The following is a 19011-nucleotide window of genomic DNA, read 5'->3' on the forward strand; positions in this document are numbered from 1 at the left end:
CTTCTCTCAAAACGAAATGGAACTCTGAACGCATGGCATCCACCGCAGACATCAAGAACGGCGTCGTTCTCTCCATCGACGGCCAGCTCTGGAACGTCATCGAGTTCCAGCACGTCAAGCCCGGTAAGGGTGGCGCGTTCGTACGCACCAAGCTGAAGAACGTCGTGTCCGGCAAGACCGTTGACCGCACCTACAACGCTGGCGCGAAGATCGAGATCGAGAACGTCGACCGTCGCGACTTCACGTACCTGTACGCAGATGGCGATGGCTTCGTGTTCATGGACACGAGCGACTACGACCAGATCACCGTCGGCTCCGCCACAGTCGGTGATGCGAAGAACTTCCTGCTGGAGAACCAGCAGGTCACGATCGCGCTGAACAACGGCAACCCGCTGTACATCGATCTTCCGGCATCCGTCATCCTCGAAGTGACGACTGCCGACCCCGGTCTGCAGGGCGACCGCTCTTCGGCTGGCACGAAGCCCGCCACAGTTGAGACCGGTTACGAGATGCAGGTGCCGCTGTTTGTCGAGCCGGGCACCAAGATCAAGGTCGACACCCGCACGGGTGAGTACCTGGGCCGCGAGAAGTAAGGCGTGGGTGCCCGCACGAAGGCGCGCAAACGCGCCCTCGACATTCTTTTCTCCTCCGACGTGCGTGGCGACGCCATAGCGTTGACCCTTGCCGCAGAAGCACAGCGCGCAGTCAGTGAGCCAGCGCGAGAGTCATCATGGCTGTACGCGCGCGAGATCGTGGACGGCATCGTCGATCACCAGGAAGAGATCGACGAGCAGATCATCACGAACAGCCGTGACTGGAAGCTTGAACGGATGCCGGCTGTAGACCGTGCACTGCTGCGCATCGCGGTGTGGGAGATCATGCACAACGATGAGATCCCCACTGCCGTTGCTATCGACGAAGCTGTTGAGCTCGCCAAAGAGTTCTCTACCGACGACTCTGGTGCCTTCGTGCACGGCGTGCTCGGCAGGGTCGCGCGCGCGGTGTGATCGCACCCCACATCGATCTATCCAACCTGCTGCGAGTCACCGACTCTGGCAGCGTCGACCGCGGGCGTAGCTACGCCCGCGGGGGGATGGTCATTCGATCGAGTTGGAACGACGACTACAGCGCGCTCTCGGCCGATGTCCGCGGTTCAGGAGACGCGGTATATCGGTGCGTCGTCAGGCTGACCACAGACACGGAGATCGCACAGGTCTCGTCTGCGTCCTGCAACTGCCCGGTGCAGCTCGGCTGCAAGCACATCGTTGCGGTCGTACTCACGAGTAATGAGACGCGCGAGCGCGAGAGCAAGAGTGCTGGGCCTGAGCCGGAAGCAGAACCGACCGGGCCGACGTGGCGCACGCTATTAGATATCCCCACGAAAGCGACCGGCGCTGTTGCGCTCGCGCTCGGAGTCGAAGTGCGCCATCGCGCTGCGCGCGGCATTCACCAGTGGGCTCCGCGTCCGGTTCGTCCGGCGACCGTGCGTGACGTGGTCAAACGTGAAGGCGAACTGCTGCTTGGTATCCGTCCGCTCATGCAGAGCACGTCGACCGGATCTTGGATCCAGGGCGGCGCCTCCTGGGACGCCGTGCGACGCCCAGGCACGCAGTTCCGCGCCGAGCAGGTGCGCTGGTTCACCGAGTTGCTGAGCATCTGTCGGGATTCGCTGCTCTCCGGCACAGCGGGTGACTCGCTGGTCCTGGACCAGGTGGAGTCGGGGCTGTTGTGGACGCACCTGCGCACGGGCGCGGAGATCGGCATCCCGCTCGTCAGCGCCCAAAAAGGATTCACGGTTTCGCTCGCATCCTCCGGCTCAGTCGCAGCCCAAGTGGAGCGAGTCGCTGACGGGGGGCTGTCGGTCACCGCAGATGTCAACGTGGACGGGCGCAGCATCGACGCTGAAGCCGTGCACACCATCGGTCGGTCAGGGATATATACCGTGGTTCCCTTCGGTGCCAGAGCGCAGGTGACACTCGCGGACGTACCGCTGAGCCCCATCGTGCATGCGCTGATCAATGCACGAACGACTCTCGCGGTACCCGAGGCAGACGAGGCCGCGTTCGTGCGCGATGCATACCCCGCGCTGGCACGGCAGGTTCCGGTGCGGGCAGTGGGTGCAGTGACGCTTCCGCCAGTACCGGTACCCATCGCAACGCTCGCGGTCGCACATCACCCGGGTGACAGGATCAGCTACGCCTTCGAGTGGGCGTATCGCGGCTATGGGCGGTTCTCGTTCGCCGCGACAGACGACACGGTACGCGATGAGACTGCCGAGCAGGAGGCGCGCCGCGACGTGGAGGCCCTCTGGCAATCCATAACCGGAGAACCCTTCCAGTCGACTGGGTCATTCCACGACATCGAGGCAGCAGAGTTCGTCACACATATCGTCACAGCCCTCGAGGAGGGCGGAATCGCCGTCGTTGTGACCGGCGAGCGAAAGACGTATCGAGAACTTAGCGGCGATCCAGAGATCACCGTGTCGACAGTCGAGAGCGCCGATTCGGACTGGTTCGACCTGGGCATCCTCGTCAAGATCGACGGCCATACCATCCCGTTCGCACCGTTGTTCACCGCTCTCAGCATGCGACGCACGAAACTGCTCCTCGTGGATGGCAGCTACTTCTCGCTCGCGCATCCCGCGCTCGACACGCTGCGTGAGCTCATCGACGAAGCCGGCGAGCTCGCCGAATGGGAGACCGGCCCACGCATCAGCAGGTATCAAACGTCGCTCTGGGAAGAGTTTGAGGACCTCGCCGATGAGGCGCTCCCGGCAACGAGCTGGCGGGCAAGCGCCGAGGGGCTTCGCGTTGAAACGGGTGTGCCACCCACCGCTCTTCCCGCGGGGTTGCACGCCGAACTTCGGCCGTATCAGAAGGCCGGCTTCGACTGGCTGGCCTTCCTCTGGCGTCACCGACTCGGTGGAATTCTGGCGGATGATATGGGTCTCGGTAAGACCCTCCAGCTGCTCACGCTGATGCTGCACGCACGTGAGACGGGGGAGCGGCGGCCGTTCCTCGTCATCGCTCCGACATCTGTGCTGCCGACCTGGCAGGAAGAGGCCGCGCGCTTCGCGCCGGGACTGCGGGTGCGAGTGATCGACAGCTCACAGAGTAAACGTGAGCGGCGAGTGGCGGATGCTGTCTCCGATGCCGACGTCATCGTCACCTCGTACACGCTCGCGCGTCTGGGCGAAGAGGAGTTTGCCGCGGTCTCATGGGCGGCCCTCATTCTCGACGAGGCGCAGTTCGTGAAGAATCCCACGACGAAACAACACCGCGCCGTCGCATCCCTGCGCGCGGATGCCACCTTCGTCGTGACCGGGACACCGATGGAGAACAGCCTCAGTGAGATCTGGGCGTTGCTGAAGCTTGCGGCGCCAGGGCTCTTTCCTTCGGCGCGCAAATTCCGTCAGGAGTACATCCAGCCGATCGAGCAGGGCAAGGTTCCCGAGAACGAAGAGGGCAGCGAGTACCGACAGCGGCGCCTCGAGCGGCTTCGTCGGCGCATCCGCCCACTGATGCTGCGTCGCACTAAAGAGCTCGTCGCACCCGATCTGCCTGCGAAACAGGAGCAGTTACTGCATGTCGAGCTGAGCCCAGCGCACCGGGCGATCTACGACACCGTGCTGCAGCGCGAGCGACAGAAGGTTCTCGGACTCCTGAAAGATCTCGACCGAAACCGCTTCATCGTGTTCCGCTCCCTCACGATGCTGAGGATGCTGAGTCTGGCGCCGGGTCTCGTCGACGAGGCCGATGCGAAGCTCGGCTCGCGCAAGCTCGACACGCTCGTGGAGCGCGTCACCGAATTGCAGGCGGAGGGCCATCGTGCGCTCGTGTTCAGCCAGTTCACGTCCTTCTTGAAGCTGGCCGCCGAACGACTGGAACGCGCGGGAATTGCGTACGTGTATCTGGATGGCTCGACGCGCCGTCGTCGCGAGGTCATCGACGAGTTCCGCGGGGGCGAGCAACCGGTATTCCTCATCAGCCTCAAGGCCGGTGGCTTCGGACTGACGCTCACCGAAGCGGACTACGTGTTCATGCTCGACCCCTGGTGGAACCCCGCCGCTGAGGCGCAAGCGGTCGATCGCACCCATCGCATCGGGCAGGACAAACAGGTGTTCGTCTACCGGATGATCTCGACCGGAACCATCGAGGAGAAAGTGTTGGCGTTGCAGCAGCGAAAGGCTCGCCTTTTCACTGCTGTACTCGATGACGAGGCGCTGTTCGCCCAGGCACTCACCGCAGACGACATCCGCGGACTGTTCGACGCGTGAGGCTGTCTGGGCGGGTGCGTATACGCGCCGGTTAGAATTGGGGCGTCCACTTCAGAAGGAGCACAATGCGGATCACGGGACTCGGCCACGCCGGAATGTTCATCGAGACGGTCGGCGGAAACATCATCTGCGATCCTGTGCTCGGTCCGTCATTCTTCGGCTCCTGGTTTCCGTTCCCCGACAACCGCGGCCTCGACTGGGAGCGATTCGGACGCGAAGCAGACTTCCTCTACATCTCGCACCGACACCGTGACCACTTCGACCCCGTGCTCCTCGAGCGCTACATCCGTAAGGACATCGAGGTGCTGCTGCCGGACTACCCGATCGATGACCTCGAAAAGGATATTCGTGCGCTCGGATACACGAACATCACGTACGCGCCCGCTGGCGAGGTGATCCAGCGCGGCGATCTGAAGATCATGATCACTCCGTTGCGCGCGCCGAGCGACGGGCCGATCGGTGACTCGTCGCTCAGCGTGGATGACGGTACCGCTTCGGTGCTCAACCAGAACGACTCGCATCCACTCGACCTCGACACGCTCCTGAGCTTCGGCAAGCCCGACGCCTACTTCACGCAGACGTCCGGCGCGATCTGGTGGCCGATGGTCTACGACCTGCCCCAGGACGCCAAGCAGAACTTCGCGCGGCTCAAGCGCGATGCGCAGAACAAGCGTGCGATGTTCTACATCGAAAAGGTTGATGCCCCGCACGTGTTCCCGATGGCGGGTCCGCCGATGTTCCTGCGTGATGACCTGTTCAAGTACAACGGCTTCGGGCTCGACAACGACTCGATCTTCACCGACCAGAAGCAGTTCTTGGCCCACCTCAAAGAGCAGGCGCCGCAGTATGACGGTCAGCTTTTCGTGCCGGGCACCGTTGTCGAACTCGACCATGCCGAACAGACGATTTCGCAGACGCTGTACACGGATGCCGAGATCGCACACATCTTCGATGAGAAATGGGAGTACCTCGAATCTCAGCGCGTCAGCCGTAAGGAAGAGGTGCATGCGGAGGAAGCCTCGCGTGCTGCGGTCATGCCTCCGGCAGAGATGATCGCTGAGCTGAAGGCCTGGTGGGAGCCGCTGCTGAAGAAGTCGCGCACGATCCGTCTTGGCGTCGGCGGGTGCGTACGATTCCAAATCGGTGAGCTCGATATGGTCGTCGACTTCCCACGGGCCAAGGTTCGCGAGTACGCGGGGGAGGAGTGCATCTATTGGTACACGATTCCCGCAGATCTCGTCTCCACGAACATTCGCGACCATGAGATCGACTGGTCGAACTCGATCTTCCTGTCGATGCAGTTCCAGGTCGGCCGCAGCGGCAAGTTCAATGAGTTCCTGACGACCTTCCTCAAGTGCCTCTCGGTCGACCGGATCGAGTACGTCGAAAACTGGTACTCCGAGCAAACCGACCAGACTGAAGATGCCGACATCGGTGACTGGGTCGTGCAGCGCCGCTGCCCTCATCTGCGTGCCGACCTGACCAAGACCGGCAAGGTCGACGAGGACGGCATCCTCACGTGCAGCATGCACGACTGGAAGTGGGACCTCAAGACCGGTCGTTGTCTGTCGACCAGCGGCCATCCGATCCGCGCGTCCAAGGGCGACGAACGCACTGACGCCGTGCTGCGCGCGGCTCCCTGAAGATGACCTCTCTGTCTTTAGCCCATAGACTGAAGAGAGTAAGCAACCTTTAACACCGTCCAGAGAGGCGGAGAAGGGAGCGGCGAATGAGCACGCGCACTGTGCTGCAAGAAGCCGATATCTCGCGGGCATTGACCCGTATCGCGCATGAGATCCTCGAATCCAACCGCGGCGCCGAGAACCTCGTTCTCCTCGGCATCCCCACTCGAGGAGTCGCTCTCGCAGAGCGCCTCGGAACGCTCATCAACGGCATCTCCGAGCGTCCGGTCGCCGTCGGCGCCCTCGATGTCACACTGTTTCGCGATGATCTCTCCAAGCATCCGACGCGTTCTCCGCGTCCGACCGAGATCCCGCACGGCGGCATCGACGGTAAGACCGTGGTCCTCGTTGACGACGTACTGTTCTCTGGTCGCAGCATCCGCGCCGCCCTCGACGCCATCCAGTCGATCGGGCGCCCCGCGGTGGTCCGCCTCGCGATACTCGTAGATCGCGGCCACCGTGAACTGCCGATCCGCCCTGACTTCGTCGGTAAGAACATCCCATCCTCACGGCAGGAGCGCGTCAATGTTCGCCTGCGCGAATACGATGGCGCCGAGGAAGTGACGATCGAAGCATGAGACACCTTCTCGACACTCACACGCTCGACCGCGAGGCCGCCCTTCGCATTCTCGATGTTGCGGAAGACATGTCCGACACGCAGTCGCGTGAGGTGAAGAAGCTTCCGACCCTGCGCGGCAAGACGGTCGTGAACCTCTTCTTCGAAGACTCCACTCGCACCCGCATCTCGTTCGAAGCCGCAGCAAAGCGTCTGTCCGCCGATGTCATCAACTTCGCGGCGAAAGGTTCCAGTGTTTCCAAGGGCGAAAGCCTCAAAGACACCGCGCAGACTCTGCAGGCCATGGGTGCGGATGCTGTTGTCATCCGCCACCACGCATCGGGCGCCCACGCACACTTGCGACCAGCGGCTGGATCTCCGCGGGCGTCGTCAACGCCGGCGACGGTACCCATGAGCATCCCACGCAGGCGTTGCTTGACGCGTTCACGATCCGTAAGCGTCGCTTCGGCGCCGACAGTCGCGGTCGCGATCTCGCCGGCATCCGAGTCGTCATCGTCGGCGACATACTGCACTCGCGCGTCGCGCGCTCGAACGTCTGGCTGCTCACCACGCTCGGCGCCGAGGTCACGCTTGTCGCGCCACCAACGCTGGTGCCGCAGAACGTCTCGCAGTGGCCGGGTCGCGTCCTCTACGATCTCGACGAGGCTCTTGCCGAGCAGCCGGATGCCGTCATGATGCTGCGCATTCAGCTGGAACGCATGAACGCCGCGTATTTCCCCAGTGAGCGGGAGTATTCCCGACGCTGGGGGCTGGATGATGTGCGTGCAGACACACTCCCGCGCGATAGCATTGTGATGCACCCCGGACCGATGAATCGTGGCCTGGAGATCTCCGCCAAAGCCGCGGATTCTTCGCGCTCTACGGTGCTCGAACAGGTCGCCAACGGTGTGTCTGTGCGCATGGCTGTGCTGTATCTGCTGCTTGCGGGAGATCGTAACGACGAACGAGGAGAAGTGAAGTGACTGAAACCCTCGTAATCACCGGGGCCGAGCTGCTCGGAGCCGAAAGCGCCGACATTGTGGTGGAGAACGGCATCATCGCCGAGATCGGCAGCGGGCTCAGCCGCAGCGGCGCCCGCGTCATCGACGCGCACGGGCTCGTCGCACTCCCCGGACTCGTCGACCTGCACACACACCTGCGTGAGCCGGGATACGAGGCATCCGAAACGATCCTCACTGGCACCAGGCCGCCGCCGCCGGCGGCTTCACCGCTGTCTTCGCCATGCCCAACACCTCGCCGGTCGCTGACTCTGCCGGTGTCGTCGAGCAGGAACTCGCGCTCGGCGAAGCAGCAGGTTATGCCACAGTGCAGCCCATCGGCGCTGTCACCGTTGGCCAGAAGGGTGAACGCCTCGCCGAACTCGGAGCGATGGCGACCTCACGAGCCAAGGTCCGCGTCTTCAGCGACGACGGCTTCTGTGTCTGGGATCCGCTCATCATGCGTCGCGCCCTCGAATACGTGAAGTCCTTCAACGGTGTCATCGCGCAGCACGCGCAGGATCCGCGCCTGACTGAGGGCGCGCAGATGAACGAGGGCATCGTCTCGGCCGAACTCGGGCTCACTGGATGGCCGGCGGTCGCTGAAGAATCGATCATCGCCCGCGATGTTCTACTCGCAGAGCATGTCGGCTCACGACTGCACGTCTGCCATCTCTCGACCGCCGGTTCGGTCGACATCATCCGCTGGGCCAAGAAACGCGGCATCAACGTCACTGCAGAGGTGACACCTCACCACCTGCTGCTGACCGATGAACTCGTTCGCGGCTATGACGCGCGCTACAAGGTGAATCCGCCCCTGCGTCGTGAAGAAGACGTCCTCGCCGTGCGCGAGGGACTCGCAGACGGCACGATCGATATCGTCGCGACCGACCACGCCCCGCATCCGAGTGAGAACAAGGCCTGCGAGTGGCAGCAGCTGCGAACGGAATGGTAGGGCTCGAGAGCGCGCTGCGCGTCGTTCATCAGTCGATGGTGCAGACAGGTCTCATCGGCTGGGCAGATGTGGCGCGTGTCATGAGTGCCGCTCCGGCACGCATCGGGCTGCTCGAAGGACATGGAACTCCGCTCGAAGTAGGACAGCCCGCGCAAATCACCCTCTACGACGCGTCGCGGGAGGGAACCTTCACGACCGCGGACCTCCACGGTCGAAGTGAGAACTCGCCGTATATCGGACGCGACCTGCCAGGACGCGTCGAGTGGACTATCCACCACGGGCGCGTCACGGTTGCCGCTGGTGCGGTCGTCGAGGATTTCAACGCATGAGTATGCGTGACATCGCGATCGCGATCACTATCGGAGTCGCGCTACTAATCTTGCTGTCGATGTTCCTGGCATGGCGAAGACGCCTCCGACGCGACAGCGTGCATGTCGCACCAATCGGCGTACCGGAGCATGCCGAGGTGCTCGCCCGGCACGAGGTGCTGTACGTGTCGACGACTCGTCACGATCAGCCACTCGAACGCCTGGCAATCGCCCCGCTTGCCTACCGTGCGCGGGGAGAACTCGCGGTCACGGATCGCGGTATCGCGCTCTGCCTCGACGGTACGCCCACGGTCTTCTTGGCCTCGGCGAACCTGGTCACCGTCGATCGCGCCACCGTCACGATCGACCGGGTCGTCGAACCCGATGGTCTCGTTCGGGTGGCCTGGAAAGTCGCCGATGGCACGACCGTCGACTCGTACCTCCGCCTCACCCGCGGCGACCCTCAGAACCTCATCTCAGATTTGCAGCGGCTCATCCCCGCGAACGACACAGGAGCCACGTCATGACCCTGCCTGCCCCCGCCGTCCTCGTCTTGGAAGACGGCACCCGCTACCCCGGGCGCGCGTATGGCGCACAGGGAACCACCCTCGGCGAGGTCGTCTTCTCGACTGGAATGAGCGGATACCAAGAGACCCTGACCGACCCGTCGTACGCCGGGCAGATCGTCCTGCAGACCGCACCCCACATCGGTAACACCGGCATGAACGACGAAGACCCGGAGTCTCGTCGTATTTGGGTCGCCGGTTACATCGTGCGCGACCCCTCACGCGTGGTCTCCAATTGGCGTGCCACCGAGTCGTTGGATGACGCCCTCGTTCGCGATGGGATCGTCGGCATCAGCGGCATCGACACTCGTGCGATCACTCGCCACATCCGCTCCGCGGGCTCGATGCGCGGCGGGATCTTCTCCGGCGCGGATGCCGCGCTCGACAGAGGGGAGCAGTTGCGAGTTGTGCAGCAGGCTCCGGAGATGAGCGGACAGAACCTGTCTGCACAGGTATCGGTCGATGTCGTCGAAGTAACCACGGCAATCGGACAGCGCGTGGGCAACCTCGCAGTCCTTGACCTCGGCGTAAAAAGAGCGACGATCGACAACCTCGCCGCCCGAGGCTTCGAGGTGCACGTACTGCCTCAGAACTCAACGATCGACGACATCCGCGCAATCGACCCCGTCGCCGTCTTCTACTCGAACGGCCCAGGCGACCCCGCCGCCTCCGACGATCACGTCGCTCTGCTGCGCAACGTACTCGACGACGGCCTGCCGTTCTTTGGCATCTGCTTCGGAAACCAGTTGCTCGGCCGCGCCCTGGGACTCGGAACCTACAAGCTCCCCTTCGGTCACCGCGGGATCAACCAGCCGGTGCTCGACAAGACCACGGGCAAGGTCGAGATCACAGCACACAACCACGGCTTCGCAGTGGAGGCTCCGCTGGAGGGCAGCTTCGACAGCCCGAACGGCTACGGCAAGGTCGAAGTCAGCCACATCGGTCTGAACGACAACGTGGTCGAGGGTTTGCGAGCTCTCGATATCCCGGCATTCTCGGTGCAATACCACCCAGAGGCAGCCGCCGGCCCGCACGATGCCAACTACCTCTTCGACCGTTTCCGCGACCTGGTCATCGCTACTGAGAAGGATGCCAAGTAATGCCAAAGCGCGACGACATCAACTCCGTCCTCGTCATCGGATCTGGCCCGATCGTCATCGGCCAGGCCTGTGAGTTCGACTACTCCGGAACCCAGGCGTGCCGTGTGCTGCGCGAAGAGGGCGTCCGCGTCATCCTCGTCAACTCCAACCCCGCGACGATCATGACCGACCCCGACTTCGCCGATGCGACGTACATCGAGCCCATCACCTGGCAGGTAATCGAGACGATCATCGCGAAGGAACGTCCGGATGCGATCCTCCCCACCCTCGGCGGCCAGACGGCGCTGAACGCGGCGATTGACCTCCACAACCACGGCATCCTCGAGAAGTACGACATCGAACTCATCGGAGCGAACTTCGAGGCGATCAACAAGGGCGAAGACCGCCAGATCTTCAAGCAGCTCGTCCTCGACGCTGGCGCTGAAGTGGCGGCATCCCGCATCGCTCACACGATGGACGAGGTGCTGGCGGCTGCCGGCGAGCTCGGCTATCCGCTCGTCGTACGCCCTAGCTTCACCATGGGAGGCCTCGGATCCGGATTCGCCTATGACGAGAAGGACTTGCGTCGGATGGCCGGTGCAGGGCTGCACGACTCGCCCACCAACGAGGTGCTCCTTGAGGAGTCGATCCTCGGGTGGAAGGAGTACGAGCTCGAGCTCATGCGCGACACGGCCGATAACACGGTCGTCGTCTGCTCGATCGAGAACGTCGACCCGGTCGGCGTCCACACCGGCGACTCCATCACGGTTGCTCCGGCTCTGACTCTCACCGACCGCGAATACCAGAAGCTGCGCGACATCGGCATCGACATCATCCGCGCGGTGGGCGTTGACACCGGTGGCTGCAACATCCAGTTCGCGATCGACCCCGCAGACGGACGCATCATCGTCATCGAGATGAACCCGCGCGTGTCACGCTCGAGCGCTCTCGCATCGAAGGCGACCGGGTTCCCGATCGCGAAGCTCGCCGCCAAGCTTGCGCTCGGCTACCGTCTCGATGAAATTCCCAACGACATCACCGGGGCGACGCCCGCGAGCTTCGAGCCCACGCTTGATTACGTGGCCGTCAAGGTACCGCGGTTTGCTTTCGAAAAGTTCCCGGCTGCCGACACGACGCTGACCACCACCATGAAGTCCGTCGGTGAAGCGATGGCGATCGGCCGCAACTACACCACGGCACTCCAGAAGGCGCTCCGCTCGCTCGAGAAGCGCGGATCCAGCTTCCACTGGGGCGACGAAGAGCGCTCTGTCGAAGAGCTCCTCGAGATCTCCAAGACGCCGACAGACGGTCGCATCGTTGTCCTGCAGCAGGCGCTCCGCAAGGGAGCCACTGTTGCTCAGGCCTTCGAGGCCACGGCGATCGACCCGTGGTTCATCGACCAGATGGTCCTCATCAACGAGGTCGCCGAGACCGTGCGCACCGCCGATGAACTGGATGCTGCAACGATCCGCTACGCGAAAGAGCACGGCTTCTCCGATGTGCAACTCGCACAGCTCCGCGGTATCGACGAGGCAGAGGTGCGCGCCATCCGCCACAGCTTCAACATCCGCCCGGTGTACAAGACCGTCGACACGTGTGCGGGGGAGTTCCCGGCACTGACCCCGTACCACTACTCGAGCTATGACTTCGAGACCGAGGTGGCGCCCTCAGAGCGCACCAAGGTCGTCATCATCGGCTCTGGCCCCAACCGCATCGGCCAGGGCGTCGAGTTCGACTACTCGTGCGTGCACGCCTCGTTCGCGCTGTCCGACGCCGGCTACGAGACTGTGATGGTCAACTGCAACCCGGAAACGGTCTCGACCGACTACGACACCTCCGACCGGCTCTACTTCGAGCCGCTCACGCTGGAAGACGTCCTCGAAGTGCTTGACGCTGAGGCCGCCAGCGGCACGATCCTCGGTGTCGTCTGCCAACTCGGCGGCCAGACGCCGCTGGGGCTCGCGAAGGGCATCGAGGCCGCGGGATACAAGGTTCTCGGAACCAGTCCCGCCGCGATCGACATCGCTGAGGAACGCGAACTGTTCTCGCAGCTCCTCAACTCCGCTGGCCTCATCGCCCCGCGTCACGGCACGGCAATCGACGCGGACGGTGCGGTCGTCATCGCCGAAGACATCGGCTATCCGGTGCTCGTTCGCCCGAGCTTCGTGCTCGGCGGACGCGGCATGGAGATCGTCTACGACACCGACAGCTCCGTGACTACTTCGTGCGCACGGCAGGCGAAGTCATCGTCGGTCCTGGTACGCCCCTGCTCGTCGACCGTTTCTTGGACGATGCGATCGAGATCGACGTCGACGCCCTGTACGACGGCGACGAGCTCTACATCGGTGGAGTCATGGAGCACCTCGAAGAGGCTGGCATCCACTCCGGCGACTCGAGCTGCACGCTGCCCCCGATCTCGCTGGGTCGCAGCGACATCGACCGCGTGCGGGTGGCGACACTCGCTATCGCCGAGGGAGTCGGCGTACGCGGACTCCTGAACGTGCAGTTCGCGATCAGTGCCGGCGTGCTCTACGTGATCGAGGCGAACCCGCGCGCCAGCCGCACCGTGCCGTTCGTCTCAAAGGCGCTCGGCATTCCGCTGGCGAAGGCTGCAAGCCGCATCATGGTCGGCGCGACGATCGACGAACTGAAGAACGAGGGATTGCTCCCGATGTCCGACGGTTCGCGTGTGCCGATGGGTGCGCCGGTCGCGGTCAAGGAAGCAGTGCTTCCCTTCAAGCGCTTCCGCACCAAGGAAGGCAAGATCGTCGATTCCGTGCTCGGCCCGGAGATGCGCTCCACCGGCGAGGTCATGGGAATCGACAAGGACTTCCCCACGGCGTTCGCGAAGAGCCAGGCCGCAGCCTACGGTGGAATGCCAACCTCGGGTACGGTCTTCATCTCGGTGGCTGACGCCGACAAGCGCGCCGTCATCCTGCCCGCACACCGGCTGCAGCAGCTGGGCTTCAACCTGATGGCCACCGAGGGCACCGCCGAGATTCTCTCGCGCAACGGCATCGCGGTCACGATTGTCGCAAAGTACAGCGAGACGCAGGATGGCGGCGGACAGAACGTCGTCGACCTCATCAACGACGGCATGATCGACATCGTCGTAAACACGCCTTCCGGTGGGGCTGCACGTGCGGACGGTTACGAGATTCGCGCCGCAGCAGTGGCAGCCGATAAGGCACTGTTCACCACGATGGCGGTGCTGGGCGCAGCCGTCAGCGGTATGGATGCGGCCGACGAGGGCTTCGAGGTCAGGAGCCTGCAGGAGTACGCCATCGACCGCCAGGAAGCACTGTCTGCAGAGGCGGCTCGGGCTTTAGAAGCGGCACGGTGACTGTGAGGTTCGGCGAGCGGGTCAGGGCGGCGCTTCACGAGCGGGGCCCGCTGTGTGTGGGCATCGACCCGCACCAGTCCCTGCTGCAGTCGTGGGGGCTGGAAGACTCTGCCGCGGGCGTCCGCGAGTTCGGGCTTCGCACCGTGGATGCCGCGGTAGGGCGGGTCGGGCTCGTCAAGCCTCAGGTGTCGTTCTTCGAGCGCTTCGGCTCCGCAGGATTCGCCGCGTTGGAAGATGTGATGGGTGCGGCGCGGGATGCCGGCCTGATTGTGATCGCCGATGCGAAGCGCGGCGACATCGGCACCACGATGGATGCCTATGCCGCAGCCTGGCTCACGCCTGGCTCGCCTCTGGAAGCGGATGCGCTCACCGTGAACCCATTCCTTGGCGTCGGCACGCTACACAGCACATTCGAGCGTGCGGAGTCGAGCGGGAAGGGTATCTTCGTGCTTGCAGCGACGAGCAACCCCGAAGCCGGCTCCGTGCAGCAGGCGCGCTCCGAGGCGGGCGCGACGGTGTCCGCCGAGATCGTCGACGACGTCAGTGCGTACAACGTGCGCACGACCGCCGCCGGCAATTGGGGGAGTCTCGGATTCGTGATCGGCGCGACCGTGGACTGGGCCGATGCCGGCCTCACGCACTTCGCCCCGCCGGCGCCCATCCTGGCTCCCGGTTTTGGAGCCCAGGGTGCTGGTCCCGCCGACCTCGGCACTCGTTTCGGCGCGAACGCCTCAATGGTCATCGCATCGGAGAGCCGCAGCATCCTGTCTGGTGGACCGAATGGGCTGATCGCAAGAATTGATGAACGCGTCGCCGCGTATCAGGAGGCACTGAATGTCTGAACGTCGCATTCCCGAGGTCGACCGCGCCGCGGCAGCCCGTCGTGCCGTCGAACGACGGCGAGAGCGTGCCGCGCTGAAGCGTGACCTCACAATGCGCGTGACAGCTCCGCAGGTCGTCGCGAAGCGAGCCTTCGACGATGCCGACTCCGTGTGCGGGTCCATGCGCATCACCGATTTCCTTCTTGCACTGCCTGCAATCGGCGTCGGCAAGCGCGACACGATCCTGAGCGATCTCGAAATTTCGCCGGTCAAACGTCTCGGCGGGCTCGGCGTGCGCCAGCGCGTGAGCCTGCTGAACTGGCTCGACACCCGATTTCCCGTGCAGCATCCGCGCGCGGGGCGAAGCCGCCTGCTGGTGCTCGCTGGGCCCACTGCCGTCGGCAAAGGCACGGTCGCCGCGCACATTCGCGAAAACAACCCAGAAATCCACCTCTCCGTCTCAGCGACCACGCGCAAGGCGCGTCCAGGGGAAACCGACGGCGTGCACTATTACTTCGTAGACGACGCCGAGTTTGATCGACTCATTGCCGATGGCGAACTGCTCGAATACGCGGTCGTGCACAATCAGTCCCGTTACGGCACTCCGCGCGCGCCAATCGATAAGGCCCTGGCTGCAGGCAAGACCGTGCTGCTCGAGATCGACCTGCAGGGCGCCCGCCAGGTGCGTGCAGCAGAGCCTTCCGCGACGCTGATCTTCCTACTGCCTCCGTCATGGGATGAATTGGTGCAACGGCTGGTTGGGCGCGGCACCGAAGACGAGGCCGAACGCTCCCGCAGATTACGCACCGCGAAGGTCGAATTGGCCGCGCAAAGCGAGTTCGATCACCTCATCGTGAACGAAGACGTCGCCGCTGCTGCTCGCGAGGTCGTAGAATTGTCTGAGGCGACTGCGCGCTGAGCGTTTCTGCGCGCCCGCCGTTTCGACTTTAGCGACGATCTTGTCGCCTGATCAGGAGGTCTCACCATGGCCGGACATCACACCAAGGGCATTATCGACCCGCCGATCGACAACCTGCTTTCCAAGGTTGACTCGAAGTACGAACTGGTCATCTACGCGTCCAAGCGCGCCCGCCAGATCAACGACTACTACTCCGACCTGCACGAGGGCAACCTCTTCGACAACGTTGGCCCGCTCGTGGACTCGTCCGTTGAAGACAAGCCGCTCACGATCGCGCTTCACGAGATCAACGAGGACAAGCTGCGCCTTCGCCACGTCGAGTGAAGGCAGCCTCCTCGATGAGCGCACTTCGTCTTTTCACTTCTGAATCGGTCACCGAGGGCCACCCCGACAAGATCTGCGACCAGATCTCGGACAGCATCCTCGACGGGCTGATCGCCAAAGATTCCGGTTCACGCGTCGCTGTGGAGACTCTTGTCACCACAGGACTGGTTCACGTGGCCGGCGAGATCCGCACTGAGGCCTACGTCGATATCCCGACCATCGTTCGCGAGGTCGTGAACAGCATCGGCTACACCTCGAGTGACACCGGTTTTGACGGCGACTCCTGCGGCGTCAGCGTCTCAGTGGGCGAGCAGTCTACCGATATCGCGCACGGTGTCGACCAGGCACAAGAGCAGCGTGACGGTTCTTCGGTCGACGCGCTCGACAGCCTCGCGCCGGCGATCAGGGCATCATGTTCGGCTTCGCGACCGTAGAAACGCCCGAGCTGATGCCGATGGCAGGTCACACTGCACACCGGATCGCCGAGCGTCTCACTGAAGTTCGACGCTCTGGTGAGCTCGATTTTCTCCGGCCAGACGGCAAGACGCAGGTCACTCTCGGTTACGAGGGTTTCGTTCCGAAGACGATCGACGCCGTTGTCCTCTCCACGCAGCACCGTCCGGACATCTCTCAGGAAGAGCTCAAGGAGCAGGTACGCCGTCTGGTCATCGACCCCGTGCTGGAGAGCACGGGGCTGGAGATGCCCTCGGACGATCGCTACTTCATCAACCCTGCTGGCCCCTTCGTGACCGGCGGGCCGAAGGGCGATGCCGGCCTCACTGGTCGTAAGATCATCATCGACACCTACGGCGGCGCTGCGCGCCACGGCGGTGGCGCGTTCAGTGGGAAAGACCCCTCGAAGGTCGACCGCTCCGGCGCCTACGCGATGCGTTGGGTCGCCAAGAACGCGGTAGCTGCCGGCCTCGCAGATCGCCTCGAAGTGCAGGTCGCGTACGCGATCGGAGTGGCACGTCCGGTTGGACTGTATGTCGAGACCTTCGGTACCGGACGCGTCGACGACGAAGTGATCACGAATGCGATCCGTGAGGTCTTCGATCTGCGCCCGCAGGCGATCATCGAGCAACTCGATCTGCTGCGCCCGATCTATCGTCAGACTGCCGCCTACGGGCACTTCGGACGCGAACTTCCCGACTTCACGTGGGAGCGGACCGACCGCGCCGACGAGTTGCGCCGCGCCGCAGGGCTGTGATGCGTTCGCGCGGAGCGCGGCGATGAGCCGGCGCATCGCGCGGGTGCAGCTCGACTCCCCGCTGCCGCAACTGGATCGCCTATTCGACTACGCGGTCCCTGAAGAGCTCGGCGAGGTGCCGACTGGCGTACGCGTGCGCGTGCCATTGCGCACGGCCGGAAGACTCATCGACGCCTACGTCGTTGAGCTTGCAGAAGAGAACGACGCCCAACGAGCGCTTTCGGCGATTGACAGCGTAACCTCCACCGCCCAGGTGTTGCCGGATCGGCTGTATCGTCTTGCCCGTCGGACGGCGGATCGGGCTGCAGGATCGGCATCCGACATCCTCCGACTCGTCATCCCAAAACGTCAGGTGCGCGTCGAAAAGGCATGGACAGCGGATGCCGCCACCCCCGTTCCGACCTCGGAAGCGGTGGAACGAGCAAATTCGGTGCTTGCCGAGTACGAGGGACTCACCGCGCTGCTGGATGAGAGCGAACGCGGGGCTGTCGAGGCGATCCCGGGCATCCGCGACGACGTGCTGCGCTGGACCGAGCTGTTGGCCGCATCGGCAACCAGGATGCTGGCGGAGGGTCGCTCAACGATCATCGTCGTCCCCGATCACCGAGATCTTGATCGCTTGCTCGCAACTTTGCAGACGATGCTGCCCGCCGAGGCAATCGTCCGGCAAGACTCGCGGCAGACGAACCCCGATCGCTATCGGGCTTTCTTGCGCTCCCTGGAGGATGCACCCTGCGTTGTGGTCGGCAACCGCTCGGCGGTCTACGCACCGGTGCAGGCGGGGCTGGTGGCTATCTGGGACGACGGTGATCCGCTACTCGGAGAGCCCCTCGCGCCGTATGTGAACGCCCGCGATGCCGCTCTTCTCCGCCAGGAGCAGGAGGGGTCAGCGCTGCTCCTGGTAGGGCACACTCGCACCACCGATGCCGAGCGCCTCGTGATGCACGGGTGGCTCAAAGACATCCACGCCACCCGACGCGTGCTGCCCAAGGTTGCGCTCAGCACTCCGCAGGAGATGGAACAGGCCACCCAGCGGGTGCACTCCAGTGCGTTCGCCGCCGCGCGTAAGGCCAGCGAAGAGGGGCCGGTGCTGGTTCAGGTATCACGCCCCGGCTTCTCGCCGACCCTCGTCTGCGCCGAATGCCGTGCGCCAGCGCGGTGCATTCCCTGCGGCGGCCCGCTCGCGCCCGGCATCGCGGTGCCGTCCCGATCTGCGGATGGTGCGGCCGCTCCGCACAAGCCTGGACGTGCCCGGCCTGCTCGTCCACGAAACTGCGTCTCGCGTCATCCGGAAGCGAGCGCACCGCTGACGAGCTCGGCCGCGCGTTCCCCGGCGTTCGGGTGATCATCGCTGATAGCGCGCATCCCGTCGAGCACGTGTCAGCGAAGCCTGCTCTCGTCGTTGCGACGCGTGGTGCAGAGCCTCTTGCCGAGGGCGGATATCGGGCCGTGGTGCTGTTGGACGGGCCACGGATGCTGCAGGCACCGGACCTTCGCGTCGGCGAATCGTGTCTGCGGTGGTGGTCGAATGCGGCCGCCCTGGCAGCACCTGGAGCGCCCATCCATCTGGTCGGTGTCGACGGACCGGTCGGCCGAGCCTTCGCCACCTGGAGCCAGGCCAGCTATGCCCGCTCCGAACTGGAGTCCCGCGCGCCGCTGCACATGCCGCCAGCCACCCGGGTCGCGCTGGTCGAGGGTATTCCGGCATCCGTCGAGCGCGCGCTCTCGGCACTGCGTGAACTGCCGCTACCGAGTGACGCGGTCCTCGGCCCGGTTCCGATTGAACCTGACGAAGGCCGAGTCCGTGCGCTGGTGCGGTTCGAATATGCAGCGGGCGCCACCGTTGCCACGACCCTTCGAGCGGTGGTTGTCGCCGAGGCTGTCAAACGGCGTCGCGGCCGCGCGCAGACCAATCGGAGCCCGCTCTCACTGCGGCTCGATATCCTCGATCCTGAGCTTTGACCTCAATCCATC

At 64.0% G+C, this 19011-nt stretch carries 10 protein-coding genes and 5 pseudogenes; all 15 read left to right on the forward strand.

All coding sequences use genetic code 11. From position 1 onward, the window contains the following. Nucleotides 1-32: 32 nt before the first annotated feature. The 15 genes and pseudogenes from efp to DC31_RS09610 all read left to right on the forward strand — a co-directional run bounded on the left by efp (nucleotide 33) and on the right by DC31_RS09610 (nucleotide 18999). Nucleotides 33-593, forward strand: coding sequence for an elongation factor P (gene efp, locus DC31_RS09540; RefSeq protein WP_036279340.1), 561 nt, complete (start codon nucleotides 33-35; stop codon nucleotides 591-593). Nucleotides 594-596: 3 nt separating this feature from the next. After that, complete coding sequence (nusB, locus tag DC31_RS09545; protein ID WP_036279341.1) at nucleotides 597-1007, forward strand: transcription antitermination factor NusB; 411 nt, start codon at nucleotides 597-599, stop codon at nucleotides 1005-1007. Further along, on the forward strand, nucleotides 1004-4276 hold the full coding sequence (locus tag DC31_RS09550) for a DEAD/DEAH box helicase (protein WP_051606694.1): 3273 nt from the start codon (nucleotides 1004-1006) through the stop codon (nucleotides 4274-4276). Before nusB ends, DC31_RS09550 begins: the two co-directional genes overlap by 4 nt. 65 nt (nucleotides 4277-4341) lie before the next feature. Beyond that, entirely contained in the window at nucleotides 4342-5919 is a 1578-nt protein-coding gene (locus DC31_RS09555) for a Rieske 2Fe-2S domain-containing protein (protein WP_036279342.1), read from the forward strand. 86 nt (nucleotides 5920-6005) lie between these two features. Further along, nucleotides 6006-6536 (forward strand): bifunctional pyr operon transcriptional regulator/uracil phosphoribosyltransferase PyrR, encoded by a 531-nt coding sequence (gene pyrR, locus DC31_RS09560; protein ID WP_036279343.1) that lies wholly within the window; start codon nucleotides 6006-6008, stop codon nucleotides 6534-6536. Continuing rightward, nucleotides 6533-7497, forward strand: a pseudogene (locus DC31_RS09565) (aspartate carbamoyltransferase catalytic subunit). The gene pyrR and the pseudogene DC31_RS09565 overlap by 4 nt, the downstream one beginning before the upstream one ends. Then, nucleotides 7494-8796, forward strand: a pseudogene (locus DC31_RS09570) (dihydroorotase). The pseudogenes DC31_RS09565 and DC31_RS09570 overlap by 4 nt, the downstream one beginning before the upstream one ends. Continuing rightward, the gene (locus DC31_RS09575; protein WP_036279344.1) at nucleotides 8793-9302 is read left to right on the forward strand and encodes a PH-like domain-containing protein; all 510 of its coding nucleotides are present in this window, start codon (nucleotides 8793-8795) and stop codon (nucleotides 9300-9302) included. The pseudogene DC31_RS09570 and the gene DC31_RS09575 overlap by 4 nt, the downstream one beginning before the upstream one ends. Then, nucleotides 9299-10441, forward strand: coding sequence for a glutamine-hydrolyzing carbamoyl-phosphate synthase small subunit (carA, locus tag DC31_RS09580; RefSeq protein WP_036279345.1), 1143 nt, complete (start codon nucleotides 9299-9301; stop codon nucleotides 10439-10441). Before DC31_RS09575 ends, carA begins: the two co-directional genes overlap by 4 nt. After that, a pseudogene (gene carB, locus DC31_RS09585) lies at nucleotides 10441-13763 on the forward strand (carbamoyl-phosphate synthase large subunit). The gene carA and the pseudogene carB overlap by 1 nt, the downstream one beginning before the upstream one ends. Further along, a complete protein-coding gene (pyrF, locus tag DC31_RS09590) occupies nucleotides 13760-14605 on the forward strand; it encodes an orotidine-5'-phosphate decarboxylase (protein ID WP_051606697.1) in 846 nt (281 codons plus the stop codon). Before carB ends, pyrF begins: the two are co-directional and overlap by 4 nt. After that, nucleotides 14598-15503 carry a guanylate kinase gene (gene gmk / locus DC31_RS09595; protein ID WP_036279347.1) on the forward strand — a complete coding sequence of 302 codons (906 nt, stop codon included), beginning with the start codon at nucleotides 14598-14600 and terminating at the stop codon, nucleotides 15501-15503. The genes pyrF and gmk overlap by 8 nt, the downstream gene beginning before the upstream one ends. Before the next feature lie 66 nt (nucleotides 15504-15569). Further along, on the forward strand, nucleotides 15570-15827 hold the full coding sequence (gene rpoZ / locus DC31_RS09600; protein ID WP_036279349.1) for a DNA-directed RNA polymerase subunit omega: 258 nt from the start codon (nucleotides 15570-15572) through the stop codon (nucleotides 15825-15827). Nucleotides 15828-15841: 14 nt separating this feature from the next. Continuing rightward, nucleotides 15842-17037 (forward strand): annotated as a pseudogene (gene metK / locus DC31_RS09605) (methionine adenosyltransferase). Between the two features lie 22 nt (nucleotides 17038-17059). After that, nucleotides 17060-18999 (forward strand): annotated as a pseudogene (locus DC31_RS09610) (primosomal protein N'). Nucleotides 19000-19011: the final 12 nt, after the last annotated feature.

Origin of the sequence: Microbacterium sp. CH12i, assembly GCF_000685355.1 — a bacterium.
In the GTDB taxonomy this organism is placed as follows: domain Bacteria; phylum Actinomycetota; class Actinomycetes; order Actinomycetales; family Microbacteriaceae; genus Microbacterium.

What these genes read in the sequence shown, in the direction of transcription:
- efp (WP_036279340.1), top strand. Translation starts at nt 33, where the DNA reads ATGGCATCCACCGCAGACATCAAGAACGGCGTCGTTCTCTCCATCGAC.
- DC31_RS09555 (WP_036279342.1), top strand. Translation starts at nt 4,342, where the DNA reads ATGCGGATCACGGGACTCGGCCACGCCGGAATGTTCATCGAGACGGTC.
- pyrR (WP_036279343.1), top strand. Translation starts at nt 6,006, where the DNA reads ATGAGCACGCGCACTGTGCTGCAAGAAGCCGATATCTCGCGGGCATTG.
- DC31_RS09575 (WP_036279344.1), top strand. Translation starts at nt 8,793, where the DNA reads ATGAGTATGCGTGACATCGCGATCGCGATCACTATCGGAGTCGCGCTA.
- carA (WP_036279345.1), top strand. Translation starts at nt 9,299, where the DNA reads ATGACCCTGCCTGCCCCCGCCGTCCTCGTCTTGGAAGACGGCACCCGC.
- gmk (WP_036279347.1), top strand. Translation starts at nt 14,598, where the DNA reads ATGTCTGAACGTCGCATTCCCGAGGTCGACCGCGCCGCGGCAGCCCGT.
- rpoZ (WP_036279349.1), top strand. Translation starts at nt 15,570, where the DNA reads ATGGCCGGACATCACACCAAGGGCATTATCGACCCGCCGATCGACAAC.